The organism is Glycomyces endophyticus, assembly GCF_039531525.1.
In the GTDB taxonomy this organism is placed as follows: Bacteria; Actinomycetota; Actinomycetes; order Mycobacteriales; family Micromonosporaceae; genus Glycomyces; species Glycomyces endophyticus.
Map to the genome: position 1 here is coordinate 448,368 of NZ_BAAAQF010000005.1, position 25,139 is coordinate 473,506.

General features: G+C 70.5%; 27 protein-coding genes. 17 read left to right on the forward strand and 10 right to left on the reverse strand.

Going from position 1 to position 25,139, the window contains the following annotated elements; all coding sequences use genetic code 11:
• Positions 1 to 62: 62 nt before the first annotated feature.
• Positions 63 to 2,093: a threonine--tRNA ligase gene (thrS, locus tag ABD419_RS08805; protein ID WP_344484606.1), complete on the forward strand. Its 2,031-nt coding sequence runs from the start codon at positions 63 to 65 to the stop codon at positions 2,091 to 2,093.
• Between the two features lie 116 nt (positions 2,094 to 2,209).
• Here thrS and ABD419_RS08810 read toward each other — a convergent pair whose 3' ends face one another.
• Genes ABD419_RS08810 through ABD419_RS08820 form a run of 3 tightly spaced genes read right to left on the reverse strand, consistent with a single transcriptional unit; the run spans position 2,210 to position 4,408 of the window.
• A complete protein-coding gene (locus tag ABD419_RS08810) occupies positions 2,210 to 2,644 on the reverse strand; it encodes a PIN domain-containing protein (protein WP_344484608.1) in 435 nt (144 codons plus the stop codon).
• The gene (locus tag ABD419_RS08815) at positions 2,641 to 2,892 is read right to left on the reverse strand and encodes a ribbon-helix-helix domain-containing protein (protein WP_344484610.1); all 252 of its coding nucleotides are present in this window, start codon (positions 2,890 to 2,892) and stop codon (positions 2,641 to 2,643) included. The genes ABD419_RS08810 and ABD419_RS08815 overlap by 4 nt, the downstream gene beginning before the upstream one ends.
• A complete protein-coding gene (locus tag ABD419_RS08820) occupies positions 2,855 to 4,408 on the reverse strand; it encodes a potassium/proton antiporter (protein ID WP_344484613.1) in 1,554 nt (517 codons plus the stop codon). The genes ABD419_RS08815 and ABD419_RS08820 overlap by 38 nt, the downstream gene beginning before the upstream one ends.
• A 135-nt stretch (positions 4,409 to 4,543) precedes the next feature.
• Here ABD419_RS08820 and ABD419_RS08825 point away from each other — a divergent pair, with 135 nt between their 5' ends.
• From ABD419_RS08825 to pdxS, 6 genes are all read left to right on the forward strand, one after another.
• Positions 4,544 to 5,035 carry an HIT family protein gene (locus ABD419_RS08825; RefSeq protein ID WP_344485351.1) on the forward strand — a complete coding sequence of 164 codons (492 nt, stop codon included), beginning with the start codon at positions 4,544 to 4,546 and terminating at the stop codon, positions 5,033 to 5,035.
• Between the two features lie 114 nt (positions 5,036 to 5,149).
• Complete coding sequence (gene pgsA / locus ABD419_RS08830) at positions 5,150 to 5,779, forward strand: phosphatidylinositol phosphate synthase (RefSeq protein WP_344484616.1); 630 nt, start codon at positions 5,150 to 5,152, stop codon at positions 5,777 to 5,779.
• The gene (locus ABD419_RS08835) at positions 5,772 to 6,662 is read left to right on the forward strand and encodes a phosphatidylinositol mannoside acyltransferase (RefSeq protein WP_344484619.1); all 891 of its coding nucleotides are present in this window, start codon (positions 5,772 to 5,774) and stop codon (positions 6,660 to 6,662) included. The genes pgsA and ABD419_RS08835 overlap by 8 nt, the downstream gene beginning before the upstream one ends.
• An 8-nt stretch (positions 6,663 to 6,670) precedes the next feature.
• Positions 6,671 to 7,786: a glycosyltransferase family 4 protein gene (locus tag ABD419_RS08840; protein ID WP_344485354.1), complete on the forward strand. Its 1,116-nt coding sequence runs from the start codon at positions 6,671 to 6,673 to the stop codon at positions 7,784 to 7,786.
• 34 nt (positions 7,787 to 7,820) lie between these two features.
• Positions 7,821 to 8,318 (forward strand): hypothetical protein, encoded by a 498-nt coding sequence (locus ABD419_RS08845; protein WP_344484622.1) that lies wholly within the window; start codon positions 7,821 to 7,823, stop codon positions 8,316 to 8,318.
• A gap of 132 nt (positions 8,319 to 8,450) precedes the next feature.
• Complete coding sequence (gene pdxS / locus ABD419_RS08850) at positions 8,451 to 9,371, forward strand: pyridoxal 5'-phosphate synthase lyase subunit PdxS (protein ID WP_112140703.1); 921 nt, start codon at positions 8,451 to 8,453, stop codon at positions 9,369 to 9,371.
• Positions 9,372 to 9,421: 50 nt separating this feature from the next.
• Here the strand turns inward: pdxS and ABD419_RS08855 are convergent, their stop codons facing one another.
• Complete coding sequence (locus tag ABD419_RS08855; RefSeq protein ID WP_344484625.1) at positions 9,422 to 9,841, reverse strand: SSI family serine proteinase inhibitor; 420 nt, start codon at positions 9,839 to 9,841, stop codon at positions 9,422 to 9,424.
• Between the two features lie 60 nt (positions 9,842 to 9,901).
• On the opposite strand from ABD419_RS08855, the gene ABD419_RS08860 reads away from it, so the two are divergent.
• Complete coding sequence (locus ABD419_RS08860) at positions 9,902 to 10,198, forward strand: hypothetical protein (protein WP_344484628.1); 297 nt, start codon at positions 9,902 to 9,904, stop codon at positions 10,196 to 10,198.
• Here the strand turns inward: ABD419_RS08860 and ABD419_RS08865 are convergent.
• Both ABD419_RS08865 and ABD419_RS08870 read right to left on the reverse strand, forming a co-directional pair.
• Complete coding sequence (locus tag ABD419_RS08865; protein WP_344484631.1) at positions 10,195 to 10,788, reverse strand: hypothetical protein; 594 nt, start codon at positions 10,786 to 10,788, stop codon at positions 10,195 to 10,197. The genes ABD419_RS08860 and ABD419_RS08865 overlap by 4 nt on opposite strands.
• A gap of 30 nt (positions 10,789 to 10,818) precedes the next feature.
• On the reverse strand, positions 10,819 to 11,229 hold the full coding sequence (locus ABD419_RS08870) for a hypothetical protein (protein WP_344484634.1): 411 nt from the start codon (positions 11,227 to 11,229) through the stop codon (positions 10,819 to 10,821).
• A gap of 177 nt (positions 11,230 to 11,406) precedes the next feature.
• Here ABD419_RS08870 and pdxT point away from each other — a divergent pair, with 177 nt between their 5' ends.
• Positions 11,407 to 12,033: a pyridoxal 5'-phosphate synthase glutaminase subunit PdxT gene (gene pdxT / locus ABD419_RS08875; protein ID WP_344484637.1), complete on the forward strand. Its 627-nt coding sequence runs from the start codon at positions 11,407 to 11,409 to the stop codon at positions 12,031 to 12,033.
• A gap of 40 nt (positions 12,034 to 12,073) precedes the next feature.
• Positions 12,074 to 12,835, forward strand: a complete 762-nt coding sequence (locus ABD419_RS08880; RefSeq protein WP_344484639.1) for a YebC/PmpR family DNA-binding transcriptional regulator — start codon at positions 12,074 to 12,076, stop codon at positions 12,833 to 12,835.
• 176 nt (positions 12,836 to 13,011) lie between these two features.
• Here ABD419_RS08880 and ABD419_RS08885 read toward each other — a convergent pair whose 3' ends face one another.
• Complete coding sequence (locus ABD419_RS08885; protein WP_344484642.1) at positions 13,012 to 14,262, reverse strand: multidrug effflux MFS transporter; 1,251 nt, start codon at positions 14,260 to 14,262, stop codon at positions 13,012 to 13,014.
• A gap of 267 nt (positions 14,263 to 14,529) precedes the next feature.
• Between ABD419_RS08885 and ruvC the strand changes: the two genes are divergently transcribed.
• The 6 genes from ruvC (at position 14,530) to secF (ending at position 20,455) form a co-directional block, all read left to right on the forward strand.
• Positions 14,530 to 15,048 carry a crossover junction endodeoxyribonuclease RuvC gene (ruvC, locus tag ABD419_RS08890; RefSeq protein WP_344484645.1) on the forward strand — a complete coding sequence of 173 codons (519 nt, stop codon included), beginning with the start codon at positions 14,530 to 14,532 and terminating at the stop codon, positions 15,046 to 15,048.
• Complete coding sequence (gene ruvA, locus ABD419_RS08895; RefSeq protein WP_344484648.1) at positions 15,045 to 15,644, forward strand: Holliday junction branch migration protein RuvA; 600 nt, start codon at positions 15,045 to 15,047, stop codon at positions 15,642 to 15,644. The genes ruvC and ruvA overlap by 4 nt, the downstream gene beginning before the upstream one ends.
• A 3-nt stretch (positions 15,645 to 15,647) precedes the next feature.
• The gene (gene ruvB / locus ABD419_RS08900; protein WP_344484651.1) at positions 15,648 to 16,715 is read left to right on the forward strand and encodes a Holliday junction branch migration DNA helicase RuvB; all 1,068 of its coding nucleotides are present in this window, start codon (positions 15,648 to 15,650) and stop codon (positions 16,713 to 16,715) included.
• Between the two features lie 66 nt (positions 16,716 to 16,781).
• Positions 16,782 to 17,255, forward strand: coding sequence for a preprotein translocase subunit YajC (gene yajC, locus ABD419_RS08905; RefSeq protein WP_344484654.1), 474 nt, complete (start codon positions 16,782 to 16,784; stop codon positions 17,253 to 17,255).
• 242 nt (positions 17,256 to 17,497) lie between these two features.
• Complete coding sequence (gene secD, locus ABD419_RS08910; protein ID WP_344484656.1) at positions 17,498 to 19,258, forward strand: protein translocase subunit SecD; 1,761 nt, start codon at positions 17,498 to 17,500, stop codon at positions 19,256 to 19,258.
• Between the two features lie 6 nt (positions 19,259 to 19,264).
• Positions 19,265 to 20,455 carry a protein translocase subunit SecF gene (gene secF / locus ABD419_RS08915; protein WP_344484659.1) on the forward strand — a complete coding sequence of 397 codons (1,191 nt, stop codon included), beginning with the start codon at positions 19,265 to 19,267 and terminating at the stop codon, positions 20,453 to 20,455.
• An 84-nt stretch (positions 20,456 to 20,539) separates the two neighbouring features.
• Here secF and ABD419_RS08920 read toward each other — a convergent pair whose 3' ends face one another.
• Positions 20,540 to 20,734, reverse strand: a complete 195-nt coding sequence (locus ABD419_RS08920) for a YtxH domain-containing protein (protein WP_344484662.1) — start codon at positions 20,732 to 20,734, stop codon at positions 20,540 to 20,542.
• 144 nt (positions 20,735 to 20,878) lie between these two features.
• On the opposite strand from ABD419_RS08920, the gene ABD419_RS08925 reads away from it, so the two are divergent.
• The gene (locus tag ABD419_RS08925; protein WP_344484665.1) at positions 20,879 to 22,081 is read left to right on the forward strand and encodes an FAD-dependent oxidoreductase; all 1,203 of its coding nucleotides are present in this window, start codon (positions 20,879 to 20,881) and stop codon (positions 22,079 to 22,081) included.
• A 44-nt stretch (positions 22,082 to 22,125) separates the two neighbouring features.
• Here the strand turns inward: ABD419_RS08925 and ABD419_RS08930 are convergent, their stop codons facing one another.
• Both ABD419_RS08930 and ABD419_RS08935 read right to left on the reverse strand, forming a co-directional pair.
• Positions 22,126 to 22,599 (reverse strand): hypothetical protein, encoded by a 474-nt coding sequence (locus ABD419_RS08930; protein ID WP_344484668.1) that lies wholly within the window; start codon positions 22,597 to 22,599, stop codon positions 22,126 to 22,128.
• Between the two features lie 64 nt (positions 22,600 to 22,663).
• The gene (locus ABD419_RS08935; protein WP_425555979.1) at positions 22,664 to 25,078 is read right to left on the reverse strand and encodes a RelA/SpoT family protein; all 2,415 of its coding nucleotides are present in this window, start codon (positions 25,076 to 25,078) and stop codon (positions 22,664 to 22,666) included.
• Positions 25,079 to 25,139 lie beyond the last annotated feature (61 nt).

Below are 25,139 nucleotides of genomic sequence, written 5' to 3' on the forward strand. Positions count from 1 at the left end.
CCCCGGGCGGCGACTACCATGGACCCGAACGTCAAGCGCCGGCCGCTCGACCGGCCCATTCCATGAGGAGAACCGTGGCTTCCGCAGCACCGAATCAGAGTCCAGGCGTCGTCGAACCCCTCTGGGTGACGGCTGGCACTACCGGTGCCGACGCGGTCGCCGAGGCCGGCCTCCCCATCGCGGGACCGCACGCCATCGTCGTCCTCCGCGACGCCGAAGGGCAGCTCCGCGACCTGTCCTGGGCCCCCGAGGCCGACCAGAAGGTCGAGCCCGTGGCCCTAAACAGCCCCGACGGGCTCAACGTGCTGCGCCACTCGGCCGCGCACGTCATGGCCCAGGCCGTCCAGGAGCTCAAGGAGGCCAAGCTCGGGATCGGCCCGCCGATCACCGACGGGTTCTACTACGACTTCGACGTCGCCGAGCCGTTCAACCCCGACGACCTCAAGGCCGTCGAGAAGCGCATGCTCCAGATCATCAAGCAGGGGCAGACCTTCCACCGACGCAAGTACGCCTCCCTCGACGAGGCCCGCGCCGAACTCGCGAACGAGCCCTACAAGCTCGAGCTCATCGAGACCAAGGGCGAGGGCACCGACGCCGACGAGATCATGGAGGTCGGCGGCGGCGAGCTCACCGCCTACGACAACCGCGACCGCACCGGCGAGAAGGTCTGGTCCGACCTCTGCCGCGGCCCGCACCTGCCCTCGACCAAGCTCATCGGCGCCGTCAAGCTCATGCGTTCGGCCGCCGCGTACTGGATGGGCTCGGAGAAGAACCCGCAGCTCCAGCGCATCTACGGCACCGCGTGGCCGACCGTCCAGGAGCAGAAGGACTACCTCGCGCGCCTCGCCGAGGCCGAGAAGCGCGACCACCGCAAGCTCGGGCAGCAGCTCGACCTGTTCTCCTTCCCCGACGAGCTCGGCTCCGGGCTCCCGGTGTTCCACCCCAAGGGCGGGATCATCCGGTACGAGATGGAGTCCTACCTGCGCGAGCGCCAGAAGCAGGCCGGGTACGAGCTCGTCAACACCCCGCACATCTCCAAAGAGGGCCTGTTCCACACCTCCGGGCACCTGCCCTACTACGCGGACACCATGTTCCCGCCCATGGAGTTCGAGGGCGCGAACTACTACCTCAAGGCCATGAACTGCCCGATGCACAACCTGATCTTCCGCTCGCGCGGGCGCTCCTACCGGGAGCTGCCGCTGCGCCTGTCGGAGTTCGGGTCGGTGTACCGGTACGAGAAGTCCGGCGTCGTCCACGGCCTGACCCGCGTCCGCGGCATGACCCAGGACGACGCGCACATCTACTGCACCGAGGAGCAGGCCCCCGGCGAGATCCGGAGCCTCCTGGAGTTCGTGCTCCAGCTGCTGCGCGACTACGGGCTGAACGACTTCTACCTGGAGCTCTCCACCAGGGGCGACTCCGACAAGTTCATCGGCTCCGACGAGGTCTGGGAGTCGGCGACCGCGGTCCTGCGCCAGGTCGCCGAGGAGTCCGGGCTCGACCTCGTCCCCGACCCGGGCGGCGCGGCCTTCTACGGCCCCAAGATCTCCGTCCAGGCCAAGGACGCGATCGGCCGCACCTGGCAGATGTCGACCATCCAGCTCGACTTCAACCAGCCCGTCGGGTTCGGCCTGGAGTACTCCGCCGCCGACGGCACCCGCAAGCAGCCGGTCATGATCCACCGCGCCCTCTTCGGCTCCATCGAGCGCTTCTTCGGCGTCCTCACCGAGCACTACGCGGGCGCGTTCCCGGCCTGGCTCGCGCCGGTCCAGGCCGTCGGCATCCCCGTTCGCGACGAGAACGCCGACTATCTGGAGGCCTTCTTCGGCCGCCTGCGCGCCGAGGGCGTCCGCGCCGAAGTCGACCACTCGGACGACCGCATGCAGAAGAAGGTCCGCAACGCGCAGCTCCAGAAGATCCCGTTCATGGTCATCGCCGGCGACGACGACCAGAACGCCGGGACCGTCTCCTTCCGCTACCGCGACGGCTCCCAGCGCAACGGCGTCCCCGCCGACGAGGCGATCGCCCACGTCGCCGAGGTCATCGCCTCCCGCGTGAACGTCGGCCCCTCGGCCGCTGCGGAAGCGGCGTAACAGGCGCGCCGCCGCCTCGGTGGCGCAAGAGAGCGGCAGAATGGAGCGCAACCGATCCGGATCGGTTGCGCTCCATTCTGATTCAGGCCGCAGTCACTGCGTTCCGAGCCCGGTGGTCAGCGGTCGATCGGCAGGATCTCGAAGTGATCGAATGCCTCGGTCAGGGGCGTGATCGTACGGAAATCACGCTGGTCGAGAGTGAAGATCCTGTTGGTCCGGTACTTGGCGGCCAGAGCGACACCGATGGTGTCGGCCAAGTCCAGCTCCAAGGCGGCGTACATGTCGCGTACCTTGTGCGCAACGGTGAAATCATCCGGGGCGATCTGGGCGAGTTGGTGGACGCCTTCATGGAAGTCGTTGATGAGGTCCTCGCAGACCTTCTGAGCGAAGTCGAAGCCGTAGTCGCGACGGACCAGGTGGTCCAACTCGGTCATCACCAGGGGCGATATGGCCATGCGTTCGGTTCGGAGCATCTCTGAAGCCGCGGTGAAGTACTCGTCCTCCGGATCGAACGCGGCAAGGAGCGCCGAGGTGTCCGCGATGATGATCACCGCTTGGACGCCCGCCGTTTGACGCTCTCGTAGATCGCATCGTCGATCTCCTCCATCGAGCGCGCTCGGCGGCGTCCGGTCGGCAGGACCAGGTAGGGGTCTCGGCGCGGCCGCTTCTGCTTGGCGTCGGCGACGCTGCGTTCCAGGCTCCGCCGCATGAACTCGGCTTTGGAGACGCCGAGCGCCCGAGCGGCTGCGTCGATGTCGTGCTCAAGGTCCTCGGGCAGGTACAGCGTGGTCTTGTGCATTCGCATATGGTACCACCTGTGGTAAGTCCTTGCCGGTCTCTCCCAGCCAGCGGGCCAGCCGACCCGCACGCGCGAGGGCGGTGAGGCGCTGCTCGGTCGCCTCCCGCAGCCTGGGGGTGGTCACCACGATCAGCTGGTCGCCCGAGCGCAGCCGGTCGGCCTTCGCCGGGACGAACAGGCGGTCGACGCGCAGCACACCCGCGATGGCGCTGCCCTCGGGCAGCCGCAGCTCGAAGATCCGGATGCCCGCCAGGCCCGATCCCTTCGGCACCGTGATCGTCAGGACCTCGCCGTCGACGGCGTCCAGCGGCGCCGTCTCGATGTCGACCTCCTGGACCACCCCCGACCGCGCCAGGCCCAGCCGCTTCGCCACCCACGGCAGCGTCGGGCTCTGGACCAGCGTGAACACCACCACCAGGATGAACACCAGGTCCCACAGCGACTGCGATCCCGGCAGGTGCTCCGAGCGCGGGATCGTCGCCAGGACGATCGGCACCGCCCCGCGCAGCCCCGCCCACGACAGCAGCGCCTTCTCCCGGCCCGAGAACCTGAACGGGACCAGGCTGATCCACACCGACAGCGGCCGCGCCAGCAGCGTCAGCACCGCGCCCAGGACCAGCGCCGGCACCAGCATCCGCAGCAGGCCGTCCGGCGACGCCAGCAGGCCCAGCATCACGAACATGCCCAGCTGCGCCACCCAGCCCAGCCCCGACGCGAACGACTGCGTCGCCGCCCGGTGCGGCAGCCGCGAGTTCCCCAGCACCAGCGCCGCCAGGTACGCCGCGATGAACCCCGACGCGTGCAGCGACCCCGCCGCCGCGAACGCCGCCATGCCCAGGCTGAACACCGCCAGCGGGTACAGCCCCGACACCGGCAGCGCCAGCCGCCGCAGCACCCACGCCCCGCCCGCGCCCACCAGCAGCCCGATCACCGACCCCGCGGCCAGCTCCCACACCAGCAGCCCCAGCAGCTCGAACGTGCTCGGCAGCCCCTCCGCCGCCGAGAACGCCAGCACCAGGATCACCGCGGGCGCGTCGTTGAACCCCGACTCCGCCTCCAGCGTCCCGCTGAGCCGCTTGGGAAGTCCGACGCCGCGCAGCTCCGAGAACACCGCCGCCGCGTCCGTCGACGCCACCACCGCGCCCACCACCAGCGACGTCTGCCACGCGAACCCGAGCAGGTAGTGCGCCCCCAGTGCCGTCACCGTCACCGAGACGCCCACGCCCACCGTCGCCAGCATCGACGCCGGCGCCAGCTGCGGCGAGATCGCCCGCCACCGCGTCGACAGCCCGCCCTCGATCAGGATCAGCGCCAGCGCGAACGTCCCCAGCACCTGCGCCAGCTCGAAGTCCTCGAACGGGATGCCCGCACCGTCCTCGCCGAGGATCATCCCCACCGCGAGGAACACCAGCAGCGCCGGCAGCCCCAGCCGGTGGGTCGCCCGGATCGCCGCAATGGACACGAGCACGGTGACGCAGCCGATCAGCACTACGAGGTACAGCTGGGGCAACGTCACGTCCGGAGCTTATCCGAGGTGGAGTGTCCCTGGGATTTCGTCGGGTTACCGGTTTCCTCCAGCGTGGCCTAGGATCGTCCCGTGGAACAGCGCGAAGGCGAAGGCGTCGGCGTCCCCGACGGGTACGAGCGGCTGATGACGCCGCACCGCATGGCCTACATCCAAGGGGAGGGCAAGCCCACCGGCGACGACGCCGACATCGAGGGCTGCCCGTTCTGCGAGATCCCCAAGCTCGACGACCGCGACGGCAACATCGTCGCCCGCGGCCAGGCCATGTTCGTGGTGCTCAACAAGTACCCCTACAACTCCGGGCACCTCATGGTCGTCCCCTTCCGCCACGTCCCCGACTACACCGACCTCGACACCGACGAGATCCTCGAGATGGGCCTGCTCACCCAGCGCTCCATGACCGTCCTCCGCTCCGCCCTCGGCGCCCACGGCTTCAACATCGGCATGAACCAGGGCCAGGTCGCCGGGGCCGGCATCGCCGGCCACCTGCACCAGCACGTCGTCCCCCGCTGGGGCGGCGACGCGAACTTCATGCCCATCATCGGCCGCACCAAGACCCTTCCCCAGTACCTCTCGGACACCCGCGACCAACTCGCGGCCGCATGGGAGCGGGTGTGACCGCCCCGGCACGATTAGAGTCAGAGCCATGGACCCGTTCCGGTCGGCCGGAGCGGGCGCCGCACCCATCACGCCCGAACACCCACTTGGGCGCTGCCGAGAAATCAGGAGACCATGGCGAAGTTCCTCCGGACCTCCGGCCGAGCGGGCGTACGCCGGTACGTCGACGCCGCCGCGAGACTCCTCATCCGCGTCGGCGTGAGCGCCAACGCCGTCACCGTCACCGGGACCGCCATCGTGGTCGCCGCCTCCCTCGCCCTGCTCTCGCAGGGCCACCTGCTCGCCGGGCTCATCGTCGTCACCCTCTCCGTGTTCACCGACATGTTCGACGGCGCCATCGCCCGCGTCAACGGCACCACCAGCCGCTTCGGCGCGCTCCTGGACTCGACCTGCGACCGGCTCGCCGACGGTGCGATCTTCGCGAGCCTCGCATACTTCCTCCTGGCCCAGGACCGGTACCTCGGCTCCGCGCTGGCGCTGACGGCGCTGGTGTTCGGCCAGCTCGTGTCGTACGTGAAGGCCCGCGCCGAGAGCCTGGGCATCGAGTGCAACGTCGGGATCGCGGAGCGGCCCGAGCGGCTCATCCTCGCGGCCGTGACGGTCCTCGCCGAGGTCCTCGGCGTGCCGTTCGCGCTGGAGGCCGGCATGGGCCTGCTCGCGGTGCTCTCCTCGGTCACGGTGCTCCAGCGGCTCCTCCACTCGCGCGCGGCGTTCGCGGCGAGCGAGGAGCGCGTCGATGCCTGAGCGCCTGACCGAGCTGGCCTACCTGGCGGCCTGGCGCGGTGTGCGGCTGCTCCCCGAATCCGCGGCGTACGGCCTGAGCAGGCGCTTCGCCGACCGGGCGGTGCGCAGGAACGGCAGGGGCGTGCAGCAGCTGCGCAGGAACCTGGCGCGGGTCGTCGGCGGCGAACCGGACGAGGAGCTGGTGCGCCGGTCGATGCGCTCGTACGCCCGGTACTGGATCGAGGCGTTCCGGCTCCCGTCGATGGACGACGCGCACCTGGGCCGTCGCTTCGAGATGATCGGCTGGGACCAGGTGCACGAGCGGTCGCGGCGCGGCCTCGGCTCGATCGTGGCCCTGCCGCACTGCGGGAACTGGGACCTCGCCGGCGCCTGGGTCTCGCGCATCGCGGGCGACCCGGTGACCACGGTCGCCGAGCGCCTCAAGCCCGAAGGGGTCTACCGGCGGTTCCTGGCGTACCGCGAGTCCCTCGGCATGCACATCATCCCGACCTCCGGCGGCGACCGCAATCCCCAAGCGGCCCTTGGCGAAGCACTGAACGCGGGCCACGTGGCCGCTCTCGTCGCCGACCGCGACCTGGGACGCTCCGGCACCGAGGTCACGTTCTTCGGGGAGGCCACGACCTTCCCGTCGGGCCCGGCGCTGCTGGCGATCCGCAACCGGGTCGAGCTGTTCACCGCCGCGATCCACTACGAGGAGGACCGGGCCGTCTGCCGGATCTCGGGTCCGGTCGACACCGGGACCGGGCCGCTGCGCGAGCGCCTGGCGTCCACCACCCAGCGGGTGGCCGACGCGTTCGAGGCGGGCATCCGCGCCCACCCCGCGGACTGGCACATGCTCCAGCGGTTCTGGACCGCCGACTTCGCGCCCGCGCCGGTGCCGTGATGGGGGACCTGCGGATCGGGATCGTCTCCCCGTACTCCTTCGACGTCCCCGGCGGCGTCCAGCTCCACATCCGCGACCTCGCGGAGACCCTCATCGACGCCGGCCACGACGTCTCGGTCCTGGCCCCGGCCACCGAGACCGACGGGCTGCCCGACTTCGTGGTCTCCGGCGGCAAGGCCGTCGCGGTGCCCTACAACGGCTCGATCGCGCGCCTGGCCTTCGGGCCGCTGTCCGCGGCGCGGGTCCGCAAGTGGTGCAACGAGGGCGGCTTCGACGTCATCCACGTCCACGAGCCGCTGACGCCGTCGCTGTCGTGCCTGGCGGTCCTCAACGCCCGCTGCCCGGTGGTGGCGACCTTCCACACCGCGATGACCCGCTCGCGGATGCTCGCGGCCGGGAAGCACATGGCCCAGCTGGTGCTGGAGAACCTGTCGGCGCGGATCGCGGTGAGCGCGTACGCCCGGAAGGTCCAGGTGGAGCACCTCGGCGGCGGCGCCGTCGAGATCCCCAACGGCGTGCCGGTCGCGTTCTACCGCAAGGCCGCCCCGCTGGCCGGCAAGCCCGACGGCCCCACGATCGGGTTCATGGGCCGATTCACCGAGCCCCGCAAGGGGTTCCCGATCCTGCGCGACGCCTTCGCGGCGCTGGCCGCCGACCGCCCCGACCTGCACCTGCTCGTCGTCGGCCGCGGCGACCCCGAGGCGGTCACCGCCGGGCTCGACCCCGCCGTGGCCTCCCGCATCCGCTTCCTCGGCGCGGTCTCGGACGAGGAGAAGGCGTCGATGCTCGCCGGCGTCGACCTGTACGTCGCCCCGAACACCGGCGGCGAGTCCTTCGGGATGATCCTCACCGAGGCGATGGCCGCGGGGACGTGCGTGCTCGCGAGCGACATCGAGGCGTTCCGGTCGGTCCTGGACGACGGCCGCGCGGGGGAGCTGTTCGCCATGGGCGACGCGGCCGACCTCGCCGAGCGGGCCGGGCGGCTCCTCGACGAGCCGGGGCTGCGCGCCGGGTACGTCGAGCGCGCCAACGAGTGGGTCCGGCGCTACGACTGGCCGGAGGTCGCCGGGCGCCTGCTGGAGGTCTACCGGGCCGCCATCGAGGCGGGCGCCGAGCGGCGCTGAGCGTCCGCGGCCGGACCTCCGGGCGCGGACGCCGATGCGTACGATGATCCGCGTGTGGTGGCTGGCGGTGCTCGTGACGATCGTTGCCGTCGCGGGCGCGTACGCGACCTGGACGGCCGCGCGGGTCGAGCGGCTCCACCGGCGCGCCCGCGCCGCCGAGACCGCGCTCATCGCCAAGCTCGACGACCGCGCCGAGACCGTCCTCCGGTTCGTCGGCAACCCCGGGTTCGAGGAGGTCGTGGCCCTGGCGCTGTCGGTGGTCGCGGTGCCCGCCTCCACGCAGCGCCAGCGGGAGCTGCGCGAGTACGCCGAGAACGACCTCACGCACGCGCTGCGGGAGCTGTCGCGGAACCCGCTGTGGACCGAGGACCTGGAGTCGGCGAACCGGCGCGTGGCCCTGGCCCGCCAGATCCACACCGACTTCGTGCGCGACGCCGTCGCCTCCCGGTCCCTGCGCGTCGCGATCCTGCTGCGGCTGCGCCACCGGCTGGCGCGGCCGGAGTACTGGGACATCGACGACCCCGTGCAGTGACCGGTCACGCGCGGGGCGGTTGGTATCAACGGGCTTGTGAGGTCCGTCGCGGCGTAGAATCGGCCAGGTCAGCACCCCCCTCGGTGAAGCTTGCGAGCCGTAAATTCGCCGAGTAGCCAGCGATGTACCCAGATGGAGCCGGTGACCGTGTCAGAGACCCAGAAGACCGAGGCCGAGGTCGGGACCGCCCGCGTCAAGCGCGGTATGGCCGACATGCTGAAAGGCGGCGTCATCATGGACGTCGTCACCCCTGAGCAGGCCAGGATCGCCGAGGACGCCGGGGCCGTCGCGGTCATGGCGTTGGAGCGCGTCCCCGCGGACATCCGCGCCGAGGGCGGCGTCTCCCGCATGTCCGACCCGGACATGATCGACGGCATCATCGAGGCCGTCTCGATCCCGGTCATGGCGAAGGCCCGCATCGGCCACTTCACGGAGGCCGCGGTCCTGGAGTCCCTCGGCGTCGACTACGTCGACGAGTCCGAGGTCCTCACCCCCGCCGACGAGGCGAACCACATCGACAAGTGGAAGTACAACGTGCCGTTCGTGTGCGGCGCGACCAACCTGGGCGAGGCGCTGCGCCGCATCGCCGAGGGCGCGGCCATGATCCGCTCCAAGGGCGAGGCCGGCACCGGCAACGTGGTCGAGGCGACCCGGCACATGCGCCAGATCCGCCAGGACATCGGCCGGCTCCGGATCCTGGACGAGACCGAGCTGTACGCCGCGGCCAAGGAGCTGCGGGCGCCGTACGAGCTGGTCGCCGAGGTCGCGAAGCTCGGGAAGCTCCCGGTGGTGCTGTTCACCGCGGGCGGCATCGCCACCCCGGCCGACGCGGCCATGATGATGCAGCTCGGCGCCGAGGGCGTGTTCGTGGGCTCGGGCATCTTCAAGTCCGGCGACCCGGCCAAGCGCGCCGCCGCGATCGTGAAGGCCACGGCCTTCCACGACGACCCGAAGATCATCGCCGAGGTCTCCCGCGGCCTGGGCGAGGCCATGGTCGGCATCAACGTCGACACGCTCTCCGAGGAGCAGAAGCTCGCCAAGCGCGGCTGGTAGCAGGACAGGCGGAAGGGCCCGGACGCACGCGTCCGGGCCCTTCCGCGCGCCTACCGTCCGACGATGTCGAACACGGCTCCGCCGGTCGCGAGCGCGCCTTCGCAGGCGTTGGCGAACTCGCCCTCGTAGTAGACGAACTCGCCCTCCCACAGCCCGAAGCCCTTGAGGGTCGCGGGGTCGTACTCCTTGGTGCAGATGCCGTCCGTCGCTTCGAGGGCGCCGATCTCGCCGCCGACGGCGGTCAGCTGGATGCAGGCCTCCTCGCCGCGGTCGTGGCCCTGCCCGGTCGGGCACGAGAGCATCGCGCGCTCGGTCGCGCCGCCGTCGCGGTCGACCTCCAGGTACAGGATTCCGGTGCCGACGCCGCTGCCGATCCCGGGGTCGACCGGGATCGGTTCGGCATGGGCGGGTGCGGGAGTCATCACCGCGAAGGCCGCGGCGCCGAGGGCGCCGACCGCGAGTTTGCGCATGGGCAGATCCTAGGAACCGGTCGGGCTCCACCGCGGCTTCGACACGCCTACGCTTGGGCCATGAACGCAACCGATCTCGACGGGTACACGACTCCCGAACTCCAGAAGCGCGCCTTCGCGCTCGCGCGCGACCGCCACGACTGGCGCTTCTTCATCGACCTGTTCCGGCACACCCCGACCGCGCTGGAAGCCGAGGACATCGACCCGGACGTGTCGGAGATCGGGGTCGCCATCGACGACCTGCTCAGCATCTGGCACGAGGGGACCAAGGGGGAGTGGGGCGGCGCCGAGCCCCTGGCCCGGGCCGCCTTCATCGACTACATCCAGCGGCACGGCGGGGACGGCGCCGAGGACTAGTCCTCCGCGGCGTCCTGCTGCTTTCGGCGCGGCTCCGGCTCCGGGGCCGCGCCGCCGTCCATCCAGTAGCGGATGTCGGAGGAGAACAGCCACCACAGGGCCAGCACCGAGGCGAACACCCACGGGGCGACGTACAGGCCGAAGACCGTGGACATGAACATGCCGACGATGAACAGGACCGCGGTGGCGCCGACGGCCCACCAGCGGACCGACTTCTGGCGGGTCTTGAACCGGATCGCGCACATGGCGGCGATGATCGCGGCCACGAGGGCGAAGCCGGCGATGGCGAGGTTCGAGGCCAGGAAGTTCGTGCTCTGGTACAGGTCGTGGGCGGTCTGCGCGGTCCCGGCGGGGTCGTCGATCTCGGCGCTCTCGTAGATCTCCGTCAGCTCGTCCATGGTGGCCGAGCGCAGGGAGAACGCGTAGAACGCGAGGATGTTCCCGGCGACGACGGCGCTGACGACCTGGACCCACAGGGCGATCTGGAGGCGCAGGACCTTCTTGGGCTTGGCGTTCGGGTCGTCCCCCTCTGGCTCGGGCGCGCCCTTGCCTGGATCGCGGTCGCGGCCGAAGTTCGGTTGGGGGAGCATCTGCGTGCCTCTCAGACGGGGATCGGCGCCCTAGTGGTTGAACCAGCGGCGGGCGAAGCGCTCGGTAAGCGTTCCCAGAATCGTAATCGGGACGACGGCGAGGCCGATGCAGAGCGCCCAGTAGAGTCCGCCGGTGAACAGCAGCCACCCCAGCCCCACCAGCGCCGCGGCCTGGACCAGCAGGTTCAGCAGCCACAGGACGCGCCACTGGAACCGCATGAGCAGCGTCGAGAGCAGCAGGAACACCGCGAGGGCGCCGAGGCCGACCGCGCCGCGGTAGACGTCGTGCTCCGCCGCGGGCGGCACGAACGCCTTCGCGCTGTGGTGGAGCAGCACGATCAGGCCGCCCGTGACGAGGGCGAGGGCCGCCTCCAGCCACATGGTGTTCCGAGCGGCCCGCACCGAGCGGGGCATCGGGTTGCGCTTCGAGGTCTTGGCCATTGCTTACTCCCGGGCGTCAAGGGGTGCGTCACGTTCGATCGGTGACTTTAACGGATCGTCACCCACCGCCCGTGATCAGGCCGGTTTCGGTCACAGTGCCGATCGACCTGGTAGGCGCTCCGGCCGGACGCGACTACCCTTGAGGCGCCCGCAGCCGCCGAGTTTTGGAGTTCTCTGATGACCGTGCCCAGGATCGGCGTGCTCGCCCTGCAAGGGGACGTGGTGGACCACATGCGCGCCCTGGAGGCCGCGGGGGCCGAGGCCGCGCCGGTGCGCCGCCCCGCCGAGCTCGACGCGGTCGACGGCCTGGTGATCCCCGGCGGGGAGTCCACCACCATGAGCAAGCTCCTCGACATCTTCGACATGTTCGACCCGGTCAAGAAGCGCCTCGACGAGGGCATGCCGGCGTTCGGGTCGTGCGCGGGCATGATCATGCTCGCCGACGAGGTCCTCGACGGCCGCCCCGACCAGCGGTCCTTCGGCGCCATTCCGATGACCGTGCGCCGCAACGCGTTCGGACGCCAGGTGGACTCCTTCGAGACCGAGGTCGGCATCGAGGGCGTCGACGGCGGCCCGTTCAAGGCCGTGTTCATCCGCGCGCCCTGGGTCGAGCGGGTCGGCGACGGGGTCGAGGTGCTGGCCACGGTCGAGAGCCGGGCCGAGAACGGCGGGCAGGGCCCCGATGCGCCGGGCGGTAGGATCGTCGCGGTACGTGCGGGCGCCTGCCTGGCCACCTCCTTCCACCCGGAGGTGACCCCCGACGCGCGGGTGCACCAGTACTTCGTGGACATGGTCCGAGGCTGAGAGCCGGACCGGACGAGCAAGAGGAACGAGGAACGCCGGGATGAGTGGTCACTCCAAGTGGGCGACGACCAAGCACAAGAAGGCCGCGATCGACGCCAAGCGGGGCAAGATCTTCGCGAAGCTGATCAAGAACATCGAGGTCGCGGCGCGGACCGGCGGCGCTGACCCCACGGGCAACCCCACGCTCTACGACGCGATCCAGAAGGCCAAGAAGAGCTCGGTCCCCAACGACAACATCGACCGCGCCGTCAAGCGCGGCGGCGGCCTCGACGGCGCCGGCGTCGACTACGAGACCCTCATGTACGAGGGCTACGCCCCCGGCGGCGTCGCGGTCCTCATCGAGTGCCTCACCGACAACCGCAACCGCGCCGCCGCGGAGGTCCGCGTGGCGCTTACGCGCAACGGCGGCTCCCTCGGCGAGGCCGGCTCGGTCGGCTACATGTTCTCCCGCCGCGGCGTCATCCTGGTCCCCGCGGCCGACGGCCTCACCGAGGACGACCTCCTCATGGCGGTCCTCGACGCGGGCGCCGACGAGGTCAACGGCCTCGGCGAGGACGGCTTCGAGATCCTCTGCGAGCCCACCGACCTGGTCGCGGTCCGCACCGCCCTCCAGGAGGCCGGCATCGACTACGACTCCGCCGAGGCCGGGTTCCAGGCCTCCGTGAACATCGAGGTCGACGTCGAAGGCGCCCGAAAGGTGCTGAGGGTCGTTGACGCGCTGGAGGACTCCGACGAGGTCCAGAACGTGTGGACGAACGCGGACTTCAGTGATGAAGTCCTCGCAAAGCTCGACGAGGAGTAGCAAGACGCACGCAAAGGGGCCCGGAGCTTTTGTTCCGGGCCCCTTTCATCCCCGCGTGAGCGGGGCTCAAGACTCCTCAAGCGCCTCAACCACGCGGATCACGGGCTCATTCCCGCGTTAGCGGGACAATTAGCGACGTGACGAGCCGATCTGTAAACGATCTCGTCCTTGAATGGTTACGCGATCCCGGGAACAGGCGACCTGCGGTACACCACGATCGTCCACGCGACCGCGGCGGCCGTCGCGAGCGCGTACACCCCGACGCCCAAGGTCATGTTCGCGAGCGTCACGCCGCCGATCGTCGCCAGGGCCGGCATGACGCCGCCCGCGGCCATCTGCGTGGCGCCCATGAACGCCGAGGCCGTGCCCGCGATCTGCGGCGGCTGCGAGGACATCGCGGCCGCACCGGCGTTCGGGAACACCACGCCGCAGCCCAGCATCATCACGGCGATGCCGATCGGCACCGTCCACAGGTTCGCGACCCCCATGAGCTGCACGGCCGCGAGGAATGCGACGCCTCCCAGCGAGATCGCCATGCCGACGATCATGCGGCTGCTCGACCTGGTCCGGTTGATCGCGAGCATGTTCGCCTGGTTGCCCGCCAGCAGCGCCAGCGTCCCGATCGCGAACAGCAGCGAGAAGAACCCGGCCGAGGCGCCCAGCTCGTTCTGGGAGATGAAGCTGAACGTCGACACGTAGGTGAACAGCATCGAGAAGTTCATGAGCACCGCGATCGTCGGCGCGATGAAGTGCGCGTCCCGAACCAGCGTCACCAGGGCCGAGCCGAACTCGCGGCCGGTCATCGCGCGCCGCTCCTCCGCCGGCAGGCTCTCGGGCAGGAACCTCCAGACCAGGAACGTCGACAGCGCCGACAGGAACGCCATGAAGTAGAAGATCAAGGGCCACGGGCCGAAGCGGATGAGCTGCGCCCCCACGATCGGGCCGAGCATCGGCGCGAGCATGGTGACGAACATCATTTTCGCCGTGAAGCGGGTCATGTCGTCCCCGGCGAAGTGGTCGCGGATGACCGCGCGGGCCACCACGACGCCGGCCGCGCCGGACAGGCCCTGCACGAAGCGCAGGGCGATGAGCAGGTCGGCGCTGGTCGCCACCGCGCACAGCAGCGACACGACGGTGAACACCGACATGCCGATGAGCAGCGGGCGGCGGCGGCCGAAGCGGTCCGAGAGCGGCCCGACGACCGCCTGGCCGAGGCCCATGCCGATCATCATGGCGGTCAACGTGAGCTGGATGCGGCTCTCAGGGGTCCCGAGGGCGTCGGCCATCGCGGGGAAGGCCGGGAGGTAGAGGTCGATCGCGATCGGCGCGGTCGCGGAGAGTGCGCCGAGGACGAACACCATCGTTGCTATGAAGCGTCGCGAGTGGCCGTCGGCGACGGCGGGCGGCATGAAGGCAGCGGCAGACACAGGTGTTCCCAACAGGTGGTTCGCGGAGCGGAGGAAGGGCAGGCCAAGCACGGGTCGCCTCGTTGCGCCGATGGGGGCGGCTCCGGTGCGACCTGCCGACTACAACGAAATCATGTGACCTGCCGACCGGCAAGGCCTTTATGGGGAAGGCCACCAGTCCGATTCCCGACCCGTACCAGTCCGGCCGCGGCGCCTCCCCGCGCCGCATGCCACCGAACGTCGGACCGGCCGGATAAGCTGACGCGAACCGAGCGACAGGAGGAGCGCGTGCGCGTCATGGGGATCGACCCGGGCCTGACCCGCTGCGGCGTCGGGGTCGTCGAAGGACGCCCCGGAGCCCCCGGCACCATGATCGCCGTCGACGTCGTCCGCACCGATCCCGAAGCGGGCCTTGCCGAACGCCTCCTCGCCCTCGACGAAGGCCTCCGCGCCCTCCTCGACGAGCACCGCCCCGAGGCCGTCGCCGTCGAACGCGTCTTCAGCCAGCACAACGTCGCCAGCGTCATCGGCACCGCCCAGGCCTCCGGCATCGCCCTCCTCGCCGGCGCCCGCCTCGGCCTCCCCACCGCCACGTACACCCCCTCCGAGGTCAAGAACGCCGTGTGTGGCAACGGCACCGCTGACAAACGCCAGGTCACCACCATGGTCACCCGCATCCTCCGCCTCAAGGAGGCCCCCAAGCCCGCCGACGCGGCCGACGCGCTGGCCATCGCCATCTGCCACTTGTGGAGGGGCGGCGTCAAAGCCCGCATCGCGCAGGCCGCAGCGAAGGAGCGCACCCGATGATCGCCCAGCTCACCGGCAACGTCGCCGCCGTCGGCGAGGCCTACGCGGTCGTCGACGTCAACGGCGTCGGCTACGCCGTCCACGCCGGCGCCCACACCCTCGCCAACCTCAAGGTCGGCTCCCAGGCCGTCCTCGCCATCTCCACGATCGTCCGCGAGGACTCGATCACCCTGCATGGCTTCAACACCGCCGAGGAGCGCGACCTGTTCGAACTGCTCCAGGGCGCCCAGAAGATCGGCCCGCGCGTCGCCCGCGACGCCATCGAGACCCTCCGCCCCGACGTCCTCCGCCACGCCATCGCCACCGCCGACACCACCACGCTCTCGCGCATCCCCGGCGTCGGCAAGAAGAGCGCCGAGCGCATGGTCCTCGACCTCGCCGACAAGATCGGCCCCGTCGACCTCCACGGCGTCCCCAAGCAGACCGGCGGCCGCCCCGGCGGCTGGCGCACCCAGGTCAGCCAGGGCCTCCAGGCACTCGGCTGGACCGCCAAGGAGGCGGAGGGCGCCATCGAGAAGCTCGACGCCGAGGGCGCCGACGGCCAGGACGTCCCCACCCTCCTCAAGCAGGCCATCCGACTCCTCGGGAAGCGGTAGCGCATGGAAGACGACTTCGACATCGACGTCACCACCGAGGAGTGGGACCGGGCCCTCACCGCCGCCGAGGCCACCGAGCTCGAACGCAAGGCCGAGGCCGGCATCCGCCCCGGCAAGCTCGACGAGATCATCGGCCAGGGCCGCGTCCGCGAGCAGATCGGCCTCATCCTCGAAGGCGCCCGCCACCGCGGCACCCCGCCCGACCACATCCTCCTGTCCGGCCCGCCCGGCCTCGGCAAGACCACCCTCTCCATGATCATCGCCGCCGAGCTCGGCGTCAGCCTCCGCCAGACCTCCGGCCCCGCCCTCGAACGCTCCGGCGACCTCGCCGCCATCCTCACCAGCCTCGAACCCAACGAGGTCCTCTTCATCGACGAGATCCACCGCATGGCCCGCCCCGCCGAAGAGCTCCTCTACACCGCCATGGAGGACTTCCGCGTCGACGTCGTCGTCGGCAAGGGCCCCGGCGCCACCGCCATCCCCCTCGAACTCGAACCGTTCACCCTCGTCGGCGCCACCACCCGCGCCGGGCTCCTCACCGGGCCCCTCCGCGACCGCTTCGGCTTCCTCGGCCAGCTCGAGTTCTACTCCGAAGGCGAACTCGAGGCCATCGTCCACCGCTCCGCCGCCATCCTGAACGTCGGCATCACCGACGAAGGCGCCGTCCAGATCGCCGGCCGCTCCCGCGGCACACCCCGCATCGCCAACCGCCTCCTGCGCCGCGTCCGCGACTTCGCGCAGGTCCGCGCCGAAGGCACCATCACCGAGACCGTCGCCGTCGACGCCCTCCACCTCTACGACGTCGACGACCTCGGCCTCGACCGCCTCGACCGCGCCGTCCTCGCCGCCCTCGTCAAGACCTTCAACGGCGGCCCCGTCGGCCCCAAGACCCTCGCCGTCGCCGTGGGGGAGCAGCCCGACACCGTCGAAGAGGTCTGCGAGCCCTTCCTCGTGCGCGCCGGCCTCCTCGCCCGCACCCCCCGCGGCCGCGTCGCCACCGACGCCGCCTGGCACCACCTGGGTCTGCGCCCCCCGAGCGCCGAAGGACTGTTCGGCAGCGGCGACGCGTAGGGTGGGCGTGGGGACGGGGCGTCACCACGCACCGGATAGACTCCGCGCACGTCACCCTCCCAGACCGTGACCACCACGACGAAAGGCACCATCGTGCTCGCATCCGCAGACGTCCTCGCGCAGGAAGCCGCCGGCGGCTCCAACCTCATGTTCATCATCATGATCGTCGGCTTCATCGCCCTCATGTACTTCGTGATGATCCGCCCGCAGAAGAAGCGGCAGCGCGAGCAGCAGGACATGCAGAGCAACGTCCAGCCCGGTGCCCGCGTCATGACCATCGGCGGCCTCTACGGCACCGTCGTCGACTCCGACGACGAGACCATCACCATCGAGGCCAGCGACGACACCTTCCTCGTCTTCGCCCGCCAGGCCGTCGCCAAGGTCGTCACCCCCGCCGAGACCGAGGCCGAGACCGCCGAGGAGCCCCTCGACGAGGCCGAGGCGACCCTCACCGACGCGGACCTCGAGAAGCTGGCCAACGGCGACGACAAGACCGACGGCGACAAGCACACCGGGAAGTCCGACCGCAAGGAGTACTAGGCCCTGCTCGCCTTGTGCGGCACCCGTCCTAGAATGAGCCCCGCCGAGGGTACGTGTGCGAGCCCACTCCCTCCGGCCCGCCCCCCGCGGCGGGCCGGCGCCCGCTACCGTCTGCGCGGTCGCACTGCGCCCGCCCCTGTCCGAGTTCTGAGGAAGAGACCGAACCATTGGCTTCAGTAACGGGCGCTGACCGCCCACGGAAGAAGATCCAGCGCAAGCGCCTTGCAGTAGCCCCGTACTTCGTGGCGCTCCTCGCGGTGCTCGCAGTCCTGTGGGTGTCCGCGCTGGCGGGTTCCGGGTGGAAGTTCCCCACGCCGAAGCTCGGGCTCGACCTGCAGGGCGGCCTGTCCATGACCCTCACGGCGTACCAGCAGGGCAGCGACGAGCCGCCCTCGCCCGAGACCATGGAGCAGGCCCGCCAGATCATCGAGAACCGCGTCAACTCGACCGGCGTCTCCGAGCCCGAGGTCTACGTCGAGGGCAACGAGAACATCGTCGTGAACGTGGCCGGCGACGACATCGACGAAGAGGCCCTCCGCGACGTCGGCGCCCCCGCCGAGCTCCGGTTCCGCATCGTCACCAACTCCACCATGGACACCTCCGCGCTCGAGGAGGCCCTCGCCGAGGAGACCCCCGCCGAGGAGCCGACCGACGCCGCGTCCGAGACGCCGACCGAGGAGGGCGCCGAGTCGCCCACCGAGGAGGGCTCCGCGACCCCCACCGAGGAGACCACCAGCGAGGACGCCTCCGGTTCGGGCCAGGCCCCGACCAGCGACGAGGCCGTTACCCTCGACGACGTGTGGGCGAAGGTCGGCCCCGACGCCGCCGCGACCGCGCAGGCCCTCACCGCGGCCCCCGCCGACGAGGCCACCATGGCCCTCCTGGAGCCCTTCGGCGAGCTCAGCCCCGAAGAGGTCTCGCTCCTCCCCGCGAACGTCCAGTTCTTCGTCCCGCAGATCACCTGCGACCAGCTCGACAACCGGCCCCCCGGCGCCGTCCAGCAGGCCGACATCGAGGTCGTGGCGTGCTCGGCCCCCGAGCCGTACTCCCCGGACGACCCGTCGCTGACGGTCTCCTACAAGTACCTGCTCCAGCCGGCCACCGTGCTCGGCTCGGACGTCACCCAGGCCGACGTCGGCACCGACCAGGCGAACCCGAACATGTTCGTCGTCAACGTGCAGTTCACGTCCTCCGGTGCCGAGAACTGGGGCGCCCTGACGGCCGAGAACGTCGGCTCCCAGGTCGCGATCGTCCTCGACAACGAGGTCGTCTCCGCCCCCACGATCAACGAGGCGTCGACCAACTCGACGCAGATCTCCGGCGACTTCACCGCCGACGAGGCCAACCAGCTCGCCGACCAGCTCAACTTCGGCTCGCTGCCGACCACGTTCGTGGTCGAGACCGTCAACGAGGTCACCGCGACCCTCGGCGTGGACCAGCTCGAGGCCGGCATGTACGCCATGCTCCTCGGCCTGATCCTGGTGTTCCTGTACTCGATGGTCTACTACCGCCTCATGGGCTTCGTCGTCCTCGGCTCGCTCATCGTCGCCACCGCCGTGCTCTACCCGGCGATCGCGCTCCTGGGCTCCCAGGTCGGCCTCACGCTGACCCTCGCCGGCGTCGCGGGCTTCGTGGTCTCGATCGGCATCACCGCCGACTCGTTCATCGTGTACTTCGAACGCATCAAGGAGGAGATGGCGGGGGGCCGCTCCGCCCGCTCCGCCATCCCCCGCGCCTGGGTGCGCGCCCGGCGGACGATCCTGTCCGCGAACGCCATCTCGATGATCTCCGCGGTCGTCCTGTACATCCTGGCCATCGGCCCGGTCCGCGCGTTCGCGTTCTCGCTCGGCATCTCCACGATCGTCGACGTCATGATCGTCTTCCTGTTCACCCACCCGATCGCCGAATGGCTCTCGCGCGGGAGGGTCCTCAACAGCCGGGCCATGTCCGGCCTGCACACCAAGACCGCCCCGGTCACCGGCGACGCGGCCGCGAAAGGCTAAGGACCGATGAGCACCAAGCAGACCGAGAAGCGGCCGAACCTCCTCAGCCAGCTCTACCGCGGCGAGACGAACTTCCAGTTCATCGCCAACCGCAAGCGGTTCTACCTCGCCTCCGGGATCGTCATCGCCGCGCTCGTGGTGGTCATGATCGTCAAGGGCTTCGTCCTCGGCATCGACTTCGCGGGCGGCGTCCAGTACTCCGTCCCCGCGGCCGACACCTCCGCGACCCTCGAAGACGTCGAGAACGCCGCCGAGGACGCGGGCGCCGAGGTCGGCACCGGCCAGGTCGCCGGCAGCGGCGACGGCCGGGCCTACATCATCCGCGTCGGCGAGCTCGAGGACGACCAGTCCGCCGAGATCCGCGACGCCATGGCCGCGGAGGCGGGCGTCGGGGCCGACTCGATCTCCGTCTCCGAGGTCTCCGCGACCTGGGGCGCGGCCGTGTCCAAGCAAGCGCTCATCGCGCTCATCGTGTTCCTGGTGCTGGTCTCGGCCTTCATCTGGATCAGGTACGAGCGGCGCATGGCGATCGCCTCGCTGGGCGCGCTCGCCCACGACATCATCATCACCGTCGGCATCTACTCGCTCGTCGGCTTCGAGATCACGCCGTCGACGATCGTCGGCCTGCTGACGATCCTCGGGTACTCGATCTACGACACCGTCGTCGTCTTCGACAAGGTCCAGGAGAACACCGCGCAGCTGCTCAAGTCGCGCAACCAGACCTTCGCCGAGGCCGTCAACGACGCGGTCAACCAGACGCTCATGCGCTCGATCAACACCTCCATCATCGGCGTCCTGCCGGTGGCGGCGCTGCTGTTCGTCGGCGTGGGCATGCTCGGCGTCGGCACCCTGAAGGACCTGGCGCTCGTGCTGTTCGTCGGCATGATCGTCGGCGCGTACTCCTCGATCTTCCTGGCCGCCCCCTGGGTGGTCGACCTGGCCGAGCGCAGCGCCGCCTTCCAGCGCCACAACAAGAAGGTCGCCACCGCCCGCGCCGCGGGCGAGGACAAGTCCGAGAAGCCCGCCCGCGCGACCGCGGACGACGACGACGAGGACGACGACCGCCTGGTGCTCGCCAAGACCGACGACCTCCCGCTGGAACTGCTGGAGGAACCCGTCAAGGCCGGCGGGCCCGCCCGCTCCGGCCCGCAGCGGCCTTCGCGCCCGAACAGCGCGAAGAAGCGCAAACGGCGCTGACGGCGCCGTACAACATGAAAGCGGCGGGCGGACCTGGTGGTCCGCCCGCCGCTTTCGCAGCTGGCTGGCTCAACGGGAGCCGGACTAACTCGGCGCGCCCTTGTCGCCCTTGAACTTGGAGAGCAGGTCCTGGGCCTTCTCCTTGACCTGGTCCGACACGTCGTCCAGTTTGTCGCCCATCGGCGACTCCTTGGCCTTGTTGTACAGGTCCTCTGCCTTGTCCTTGGCGTCGTCGGCCATGTCGCCGGCCTTGTCCTTGTACTCGTTGAACTTGTCCACGTGAACCCCTCCCTACACGAGTCGGTATCACTATAGGAGCTGATCAGGGGGCCCGAAGCGCTTTCCCCGTACAACCCCGGTCGACTCCCGGACGCTACCGCAGGGTGACGCGGCAGGGGCCGGTTGCGCCGTACCGTCGCCGACATGACGAACTCACAGCCCACCAAGGTCCGGACCGCCCTGGTCATCGGCGGCGGCGTCGCCGGCCCCGTCGCCGCCCTCGCCCTGCGCAAGGCCGGCATCGATGTGCAGGTCTTCGAGGCCCACCGCCCCGGCACCGGCTCCAAGGGCGGGCCCCTCACGCTCGCCGCGAACGGCGTGAACGCGCTCCGCCTGGTCGGCGCCGACGCCGACGTCGCGGCCGAGGGCACCCCCACCCCGCGCATGGTCATCCACTCCGGCACCGGCAAGGTCCTCGGCACCGTCGAGACCGACCCGGCCCTGCCCGCGGCCTTCACCGTCCCGCGCGGCCGCATGGCCGAGGTCCTCCAGGCCCGCGCCGAGGCCGAAGGCGTCCCCGTCGTCCACGGCAAGCGCTTCGAGGGCGCCGTGGACACCGGCCGCAGCGTCATCGCCCAGTTCGACGACCACAGCACCGCCGAAGCCGACGTCCTCATCGGCTGCGACGGCATCCGCTCCGCGGTCCGCCGCCTCATCGACCCCGCCGCCCCCGAGCCCCGCTACACCGGCCTCGTCGGCCTCGGCGGGTTCATCGAAAGGCGCAGCACCGACGGCCCCGCCGTCCCCGACACCGGCGGCGCCTTCCACATGGTCTTCGGCCGCCGCGCCTTCTTCGGCTACGTCGGCGACGGGAACCGCACCGGCTGGTTCGCCAACCTCCCGGTCAAGCGCCTCGACCGCGACGACCTCCACGCCACCACCTTCGAGCAGTGGACGCACCGCCTCCGCGCCGCCTTCGCCGACGACGCCGGCCCCATGCTCGCCATCCTCGACCACGTCACCCCCGACGGGTTCATCCCCGCCTCCCCGCTCGAGGACCTCCCGCACGTCCCCGCCTGGTCCCGCGGCCGCATCGCCCTCGTCGGCGACGCCGCCCACGCCACCTCGCCCTCCTCCGGCCAGGGCGCCAGCCTCGCCGCCGAGTCCGCGATCGAACTCGCCCGCTGCCTCCGCGACCTCCCCGTCCCCGAGGCCTTCACCGCCTACGAGCACCGCCGCCGCGCCCGCGTCGAACGCGTCATCGCCGAAGCCGCCCGCACCAACCAGTCCAAGGCCGCCGGCCCCGTCGCCGCCCGCTTCCGCGACGCCCTCATGCCCTTCTTCATGTCCCGCTTCGCCACCCCCGAACGCACCGCCTGGCAGCACGGCTACACGATCGACTGGTGACACGCCGAAGGCCCGCACCACTGGTGCGGGCCTGCGGTCGGTGCTCAGCGCTGGAGGGCGCGTTCGAGGTCGTCGAGGAACATCTGCTCGTTCTCGGTGACGGCGACCTTCCTGCTGAAGAGGCCGCCTTCGCGGGTCTTGACGGCCTTCGCGACCTCGGTGGCGAGGTGGAGGAGCCAGGCGGCGTACGCAGCGGCGTCGGCGGGGTCGGCCTTGCGGTGGAGGAGGTCGGCGACCTCGCCGGCGAGCTTCAGGGCCTCGGTCATCGCGGCGTCGTCCACGGGGAGGTCGGCGTCGGCGTCGGGGCCGCGCTGCTTGAGGGCGAGCGCCACCGACTTCACGAACGCGTTCTCGTGCCGCTGCGCCTGCTTGAAGACCTTCGCGCCCGCGGTGACCTCCTTGAGGAACACCAGGGCGTTCGTCGAGCCGTCGGAGACGACGGCCCCCTTCAGCACCACACCGGGCGTGTGCACGATCAGGGCGCGCTCGTCGTCGTCGAATTGGGACAGCTCGGGCATGGTCAGGCCTTCTGGTGCGCGGGTCTCGGACCGGCACACCATATCCCGGGAAGGCGAGACCGGATCAGGTGCGTTCGGCGCCCGTCAGGCGGTACGCGTCGTAGACGCCGTCGACCTTGCGGATGACCTTGATGATGTGGTCGAGATGCTCCGGGTTCGCCATCTCGAACGTGAAGCGCGACAGGGCGACCCGGTCCCGCGTCGTGGTGACGGTGGCCGAGAGGATCGAGACCCGCTCGCCCGAGAGGACCTGCGTGACGTCCGCGAGGAGCCGGTGCCGGTCGAGGGCCTCGACCTGGACGGTGGCGACGAACGTGGCCTGGTCGTCCTCGTGCGACCAGTGGACCTCGAGGACTCGGTCGGGCTGGAGCTCGATGCGCTCCTCGGCGTTCTCGCAGTCCCTGCGGTGCACGGAGATGACGTGGTAGCGGGTGGCGAAGCCGATGATGGAGTCGCCGGGGATCGGGTTGCAGCAGTGGGCGAGGCGCACCGGCATCTCGCCCTCCTCCATGCCGGCGACCGTGACGGCGGCGTGGATGTCGCCGTGGGCCTCGGGGACGATGCGCGCGGGCTGCGTGGGCGCGGTGGCCTCGGCCATGTCCTCGGCGGCGCCCTCGGCCCCGCCCTGGACCTCCAGGAGCTTCTGGACGACCGAGGACGCGGAGATGTGGTGCTCGCCGAGGGCCGCGTACAGGGCCTCGACGTCCTTGAGGTTGAGGTCCTTGGCGAGCGACGTGAGGTTGTCGTGGGTGAGCATCCGCTGGAGCGGCAGGCGGCGCTTGCGCATCGCGCGCGTGAGCTCGTCCTTGCCCAGCTCGATCGCCTCTTCGCGCCGCTCCCGCTTGAAGTGCTGCTTGATCTTGGTGCGGGCGCGCGGGCTCTTGACGAACGCGAGCCAGTCCTCGCTGGGGGTCGCGTTCTCGGAGTTCGAGGTGAACACCTCGACGACGTCGCCGTTGGACAGCGTCGACTCCAGCGGCACGATCTTGCCGTTGACCTGCGCGCCGATGCAGCGGTTGCCGACCTCGGTGTGGACGGCGTACGCGAAGTCCACCGGGGTCGACCCGGCGGGCAGCGCGATGACGTCGCCCTTGGGCGTGAAGACGTACGCCTCGGAGGAGGCCAGGTCGAAGCGGAGCGCGTCGAGGAACTCGGACGGGTCGGCGGCCTCGCGCTGCCAGTCGAGGAGCTGGCGCAGCCACGCCATGTCGTCGATGTGCGCGGGCGGGCCGGCGACCGTGGAGTTCTTGGTCTCCTTGTACTTCCAGTGCGCGGCGATGCCGTACTCGGCGGTGCGGTGCATGGCCCAGGTGCGGATCTGCATCTCGACGGGCTTGCCGTTCGGGCCGATCACGGTGGTGTGCAGCGACTGGTACATGTTGAACTTCGGCATCGCGATGTAGTCCTTGAAGCGCCCCGGCACCGGCTGCCAGTTCGCGTGGATCACACCGAGGGCCGCGTAGCAGTCCCGCTCGTCCTCGACGAGGATGCGCAGGCCCACCAGGTCGTAGATGTCGTTGAAGTCGCGGCCGCGGACGATCATCTTCTGGTAGATCGAGTACAGGTGCTTCGGCCGCCCGGAGACCTCGGCCTTGATGCGCGAGCCCTTGAGGTGGTCCTTGACCTGGGCCACGACCTGCTGGAGGAGCATCTCGCGCTGCGGGGAGTGCTCGGAGACCAGGCGCGCGATCTCGGCGTAGCGCTTCTTGTAGAGGGTGGCGAAGGACAGGTCCTCCAGCTCCCACTTGATGGTGTTCATGCCGAGCCGGTGGGCCAGCGGCGCGAGGATCTCGAGCGTCTCGCGGGCCTTCTGCTCCTGCTTCTCGGGCGGCAGGAACGTGAGCGTGCGCATGTTGTGGAGGCGGTCGGCGAGCTTGATGACGAGGACGCGCGGGTCCTTCGCCATGGCGACGACCATCTTGCGGATCGTCTCGGCCTTCGCCGCGTCGCCGAGCTTGACCTTGTCGAGCTTCGTGACGCCGTCGACCAGGAGCGCGACCTCGCCGCCGAACTCGTCGCCGAGCTCGTCCAACTGGTAGTCGGTGTCCTCGACGGTGTCGTGCAGGAGCGCGGCCACGAGCGTGTTCGTGTCCATGCCCAGCTCGGCGAGGATCGAGGCGACCGCGAGCGGGTGCGTGATGTACGGGTCGCCGGACTTGCGGAACTGCCCGTTGTGCAGCTCCTCGGCGCGCGTGTACGCCTGCTGGAGGAGCCGGACGTCGGCGCGGGGGTGCGCGGCCCGGTGGGCCGCCACGAGGGGCTCCAGGACCTCGGGGAGGGTCGAGGACTGCCACGGCGCGTTGAAGCGCGCCAGCCGGGCCCGCATGCGCCGCCCCGTCGGCGGGCCCATCGGGCCGCCCGAAGTGGGCGCGGCGTCAGCGGGACTGCCGGACGCGGCTCGCTCGGTCACCACGCACGCCTCCTCGGTATCGCACGGCACTGCAGCTGTCCAAAGCCTCAACGAAGCTCCGACACGCATTAATCCTAGCCGCGGGCCGCAGCCCGGACCGCCACCGCGGCCCGGACCGCGCCCGCGACTC

What these genes read in the sequence shown, in the direction of transcription:
- thrS (WP_344484606.1), top strand. Translation starts at nt 63, where the DNA reads ATGAGGAGAACCGTGGCTTCCGCAGCACCGAATCAGAGTCCAGGCGTC.
- ABD419_RS08815 (WP_344484610.1), bottom strand. Translation starts at nt 2,892, where the DNA reads ATGCACAAGACCACGCTGTACCTGCCCGAGGACCTTGAGCACGACATC.
- ABD419_RS08825 (WP_344485351.1), top strand. Translation starts at nt 4,544, where the DNA reads ATGACGCCGCACCGCATGGCCTACATCCAAGGGGAGGGCAAGCCCACC.
- pgsA (WP_344484616.1), top strand. Translation starts at nt 5,150, where the DNA reads ATGGCGAAGTTCCTCCGGACCTCCGGCCGAGCGGGCGTACGCCGGTAC.
- ABD419_RS08835 (WP_344484619.1), top strand. Translation starts at nt 5,772, where the DNA reads ATGCCTGAGCGCCTGACCGAGCTGGCCTACCTGGCGGCCTGGCGCGGT.
- ABD419_RS08845 (WP_344484622.1), top strand. Translation starts at nt 7,821, where the DNA reads ATGCGTACGATGATCCGCGTGTGGTGGCTGGCGGTGCTCGTGACGATC.
- pdxS (WP_112140703.1), top strand. Translation starts at nt 8,451, where the DNA reads ATGGAGCCGGTGACCGTGTCAGAGACCCAGAAGACCGAGGCCGAGGTC.
- ABD419_RS08855 (WP_344484625.1), bottom strand. Translation starts at nt 9,841, where the DNA reads ATGCGCAAACTCGCGGTCGGCGCCCTCGGCGCCGCGGCCTTCGCGGTG.
- ABD419_RS08860 (WP_344484628.1), top strand. Translation starts at nt 9,902, where the DNA reads ATGAACGCAACCGATCTCGACGGGTACACGACTCCCGAACTCCAGAAG.
- ABD419_RS08865 (WP_344484631.1), bottom strand. Translation starts at nt 10,788, where the DNA reads ATGCTCCCCCAACCGAACTTCGGCCGCGACCGCGATCCAGGCAAGGGC.
- ABD419_RS08870 (WP_344484634.1), bottom strand. Translation starts at nt 11,229, where the DNA reads ATGGCCAAGACCTCGAAGCGCAACCCGATGCCCCGCTCGGTGCGGGCC.
- pdxT (WP_344484637.1), top strand. Translation starts at nt 11,407, where the DNA reads ATGACCGTGCCCAGGATCGGCGTGCTCGCCCTGCAAGGGGACGTGGTG.
- ABD419_RS08880 (WP_344484639.1), top strand. Translation starts at nt 12,074, where the DNA reads ATGAGTGGTCACTCCAAGTGGGCGACGACCAAGCACAAGAAGGCCGCG.
- ruvA (WP_344484648.1), top strand. Translation starts at nt 15,045, where the DNA reads ATGATCGCCCAGCTCACCGGCAACGTCGCCGCCGTCGGCGAGGCCTAC.
- ruvB (WP_344484651.1), top strand. Translation starts at nt 15,648, where the DNA reads ATGGAAGACGACTTCGACATCGACGTCACCACCGAGGAGTGGGACCGG.
- secF (WP_344484659.1), top strand. Translation starts at nt 19,265, where the DNA reads ATGAGCACCAAGCAGACCGAGAAGCGGCCGAACCTCCTCAGCCAGCTC.
- ABD419_RS08925 (WP_344484665.1), top strand. Translation starts at nt 20,879, where the DNA reads ATGACGAACTCACAGCCCACCAAGGTCCGGACCGCCCTGGTCATCGGC.
- ABD419_RS08930 (WP_344484668.1), bottom strand. Translation starts at nt 22,599, where the DNA reads ATGCCCGAGCTGTCCCAATTCGACGACGACGAGCGCGCCCTGATCGTG.
- ABD419_RS08935 (WP_425555979.1), bottom strand. Translation starts at nt 25,078, where the DNA reads ATGCGTGTCGGAGCTTCGTTGAGGCTTTGGACAGCTGCAGTGCCGTGC.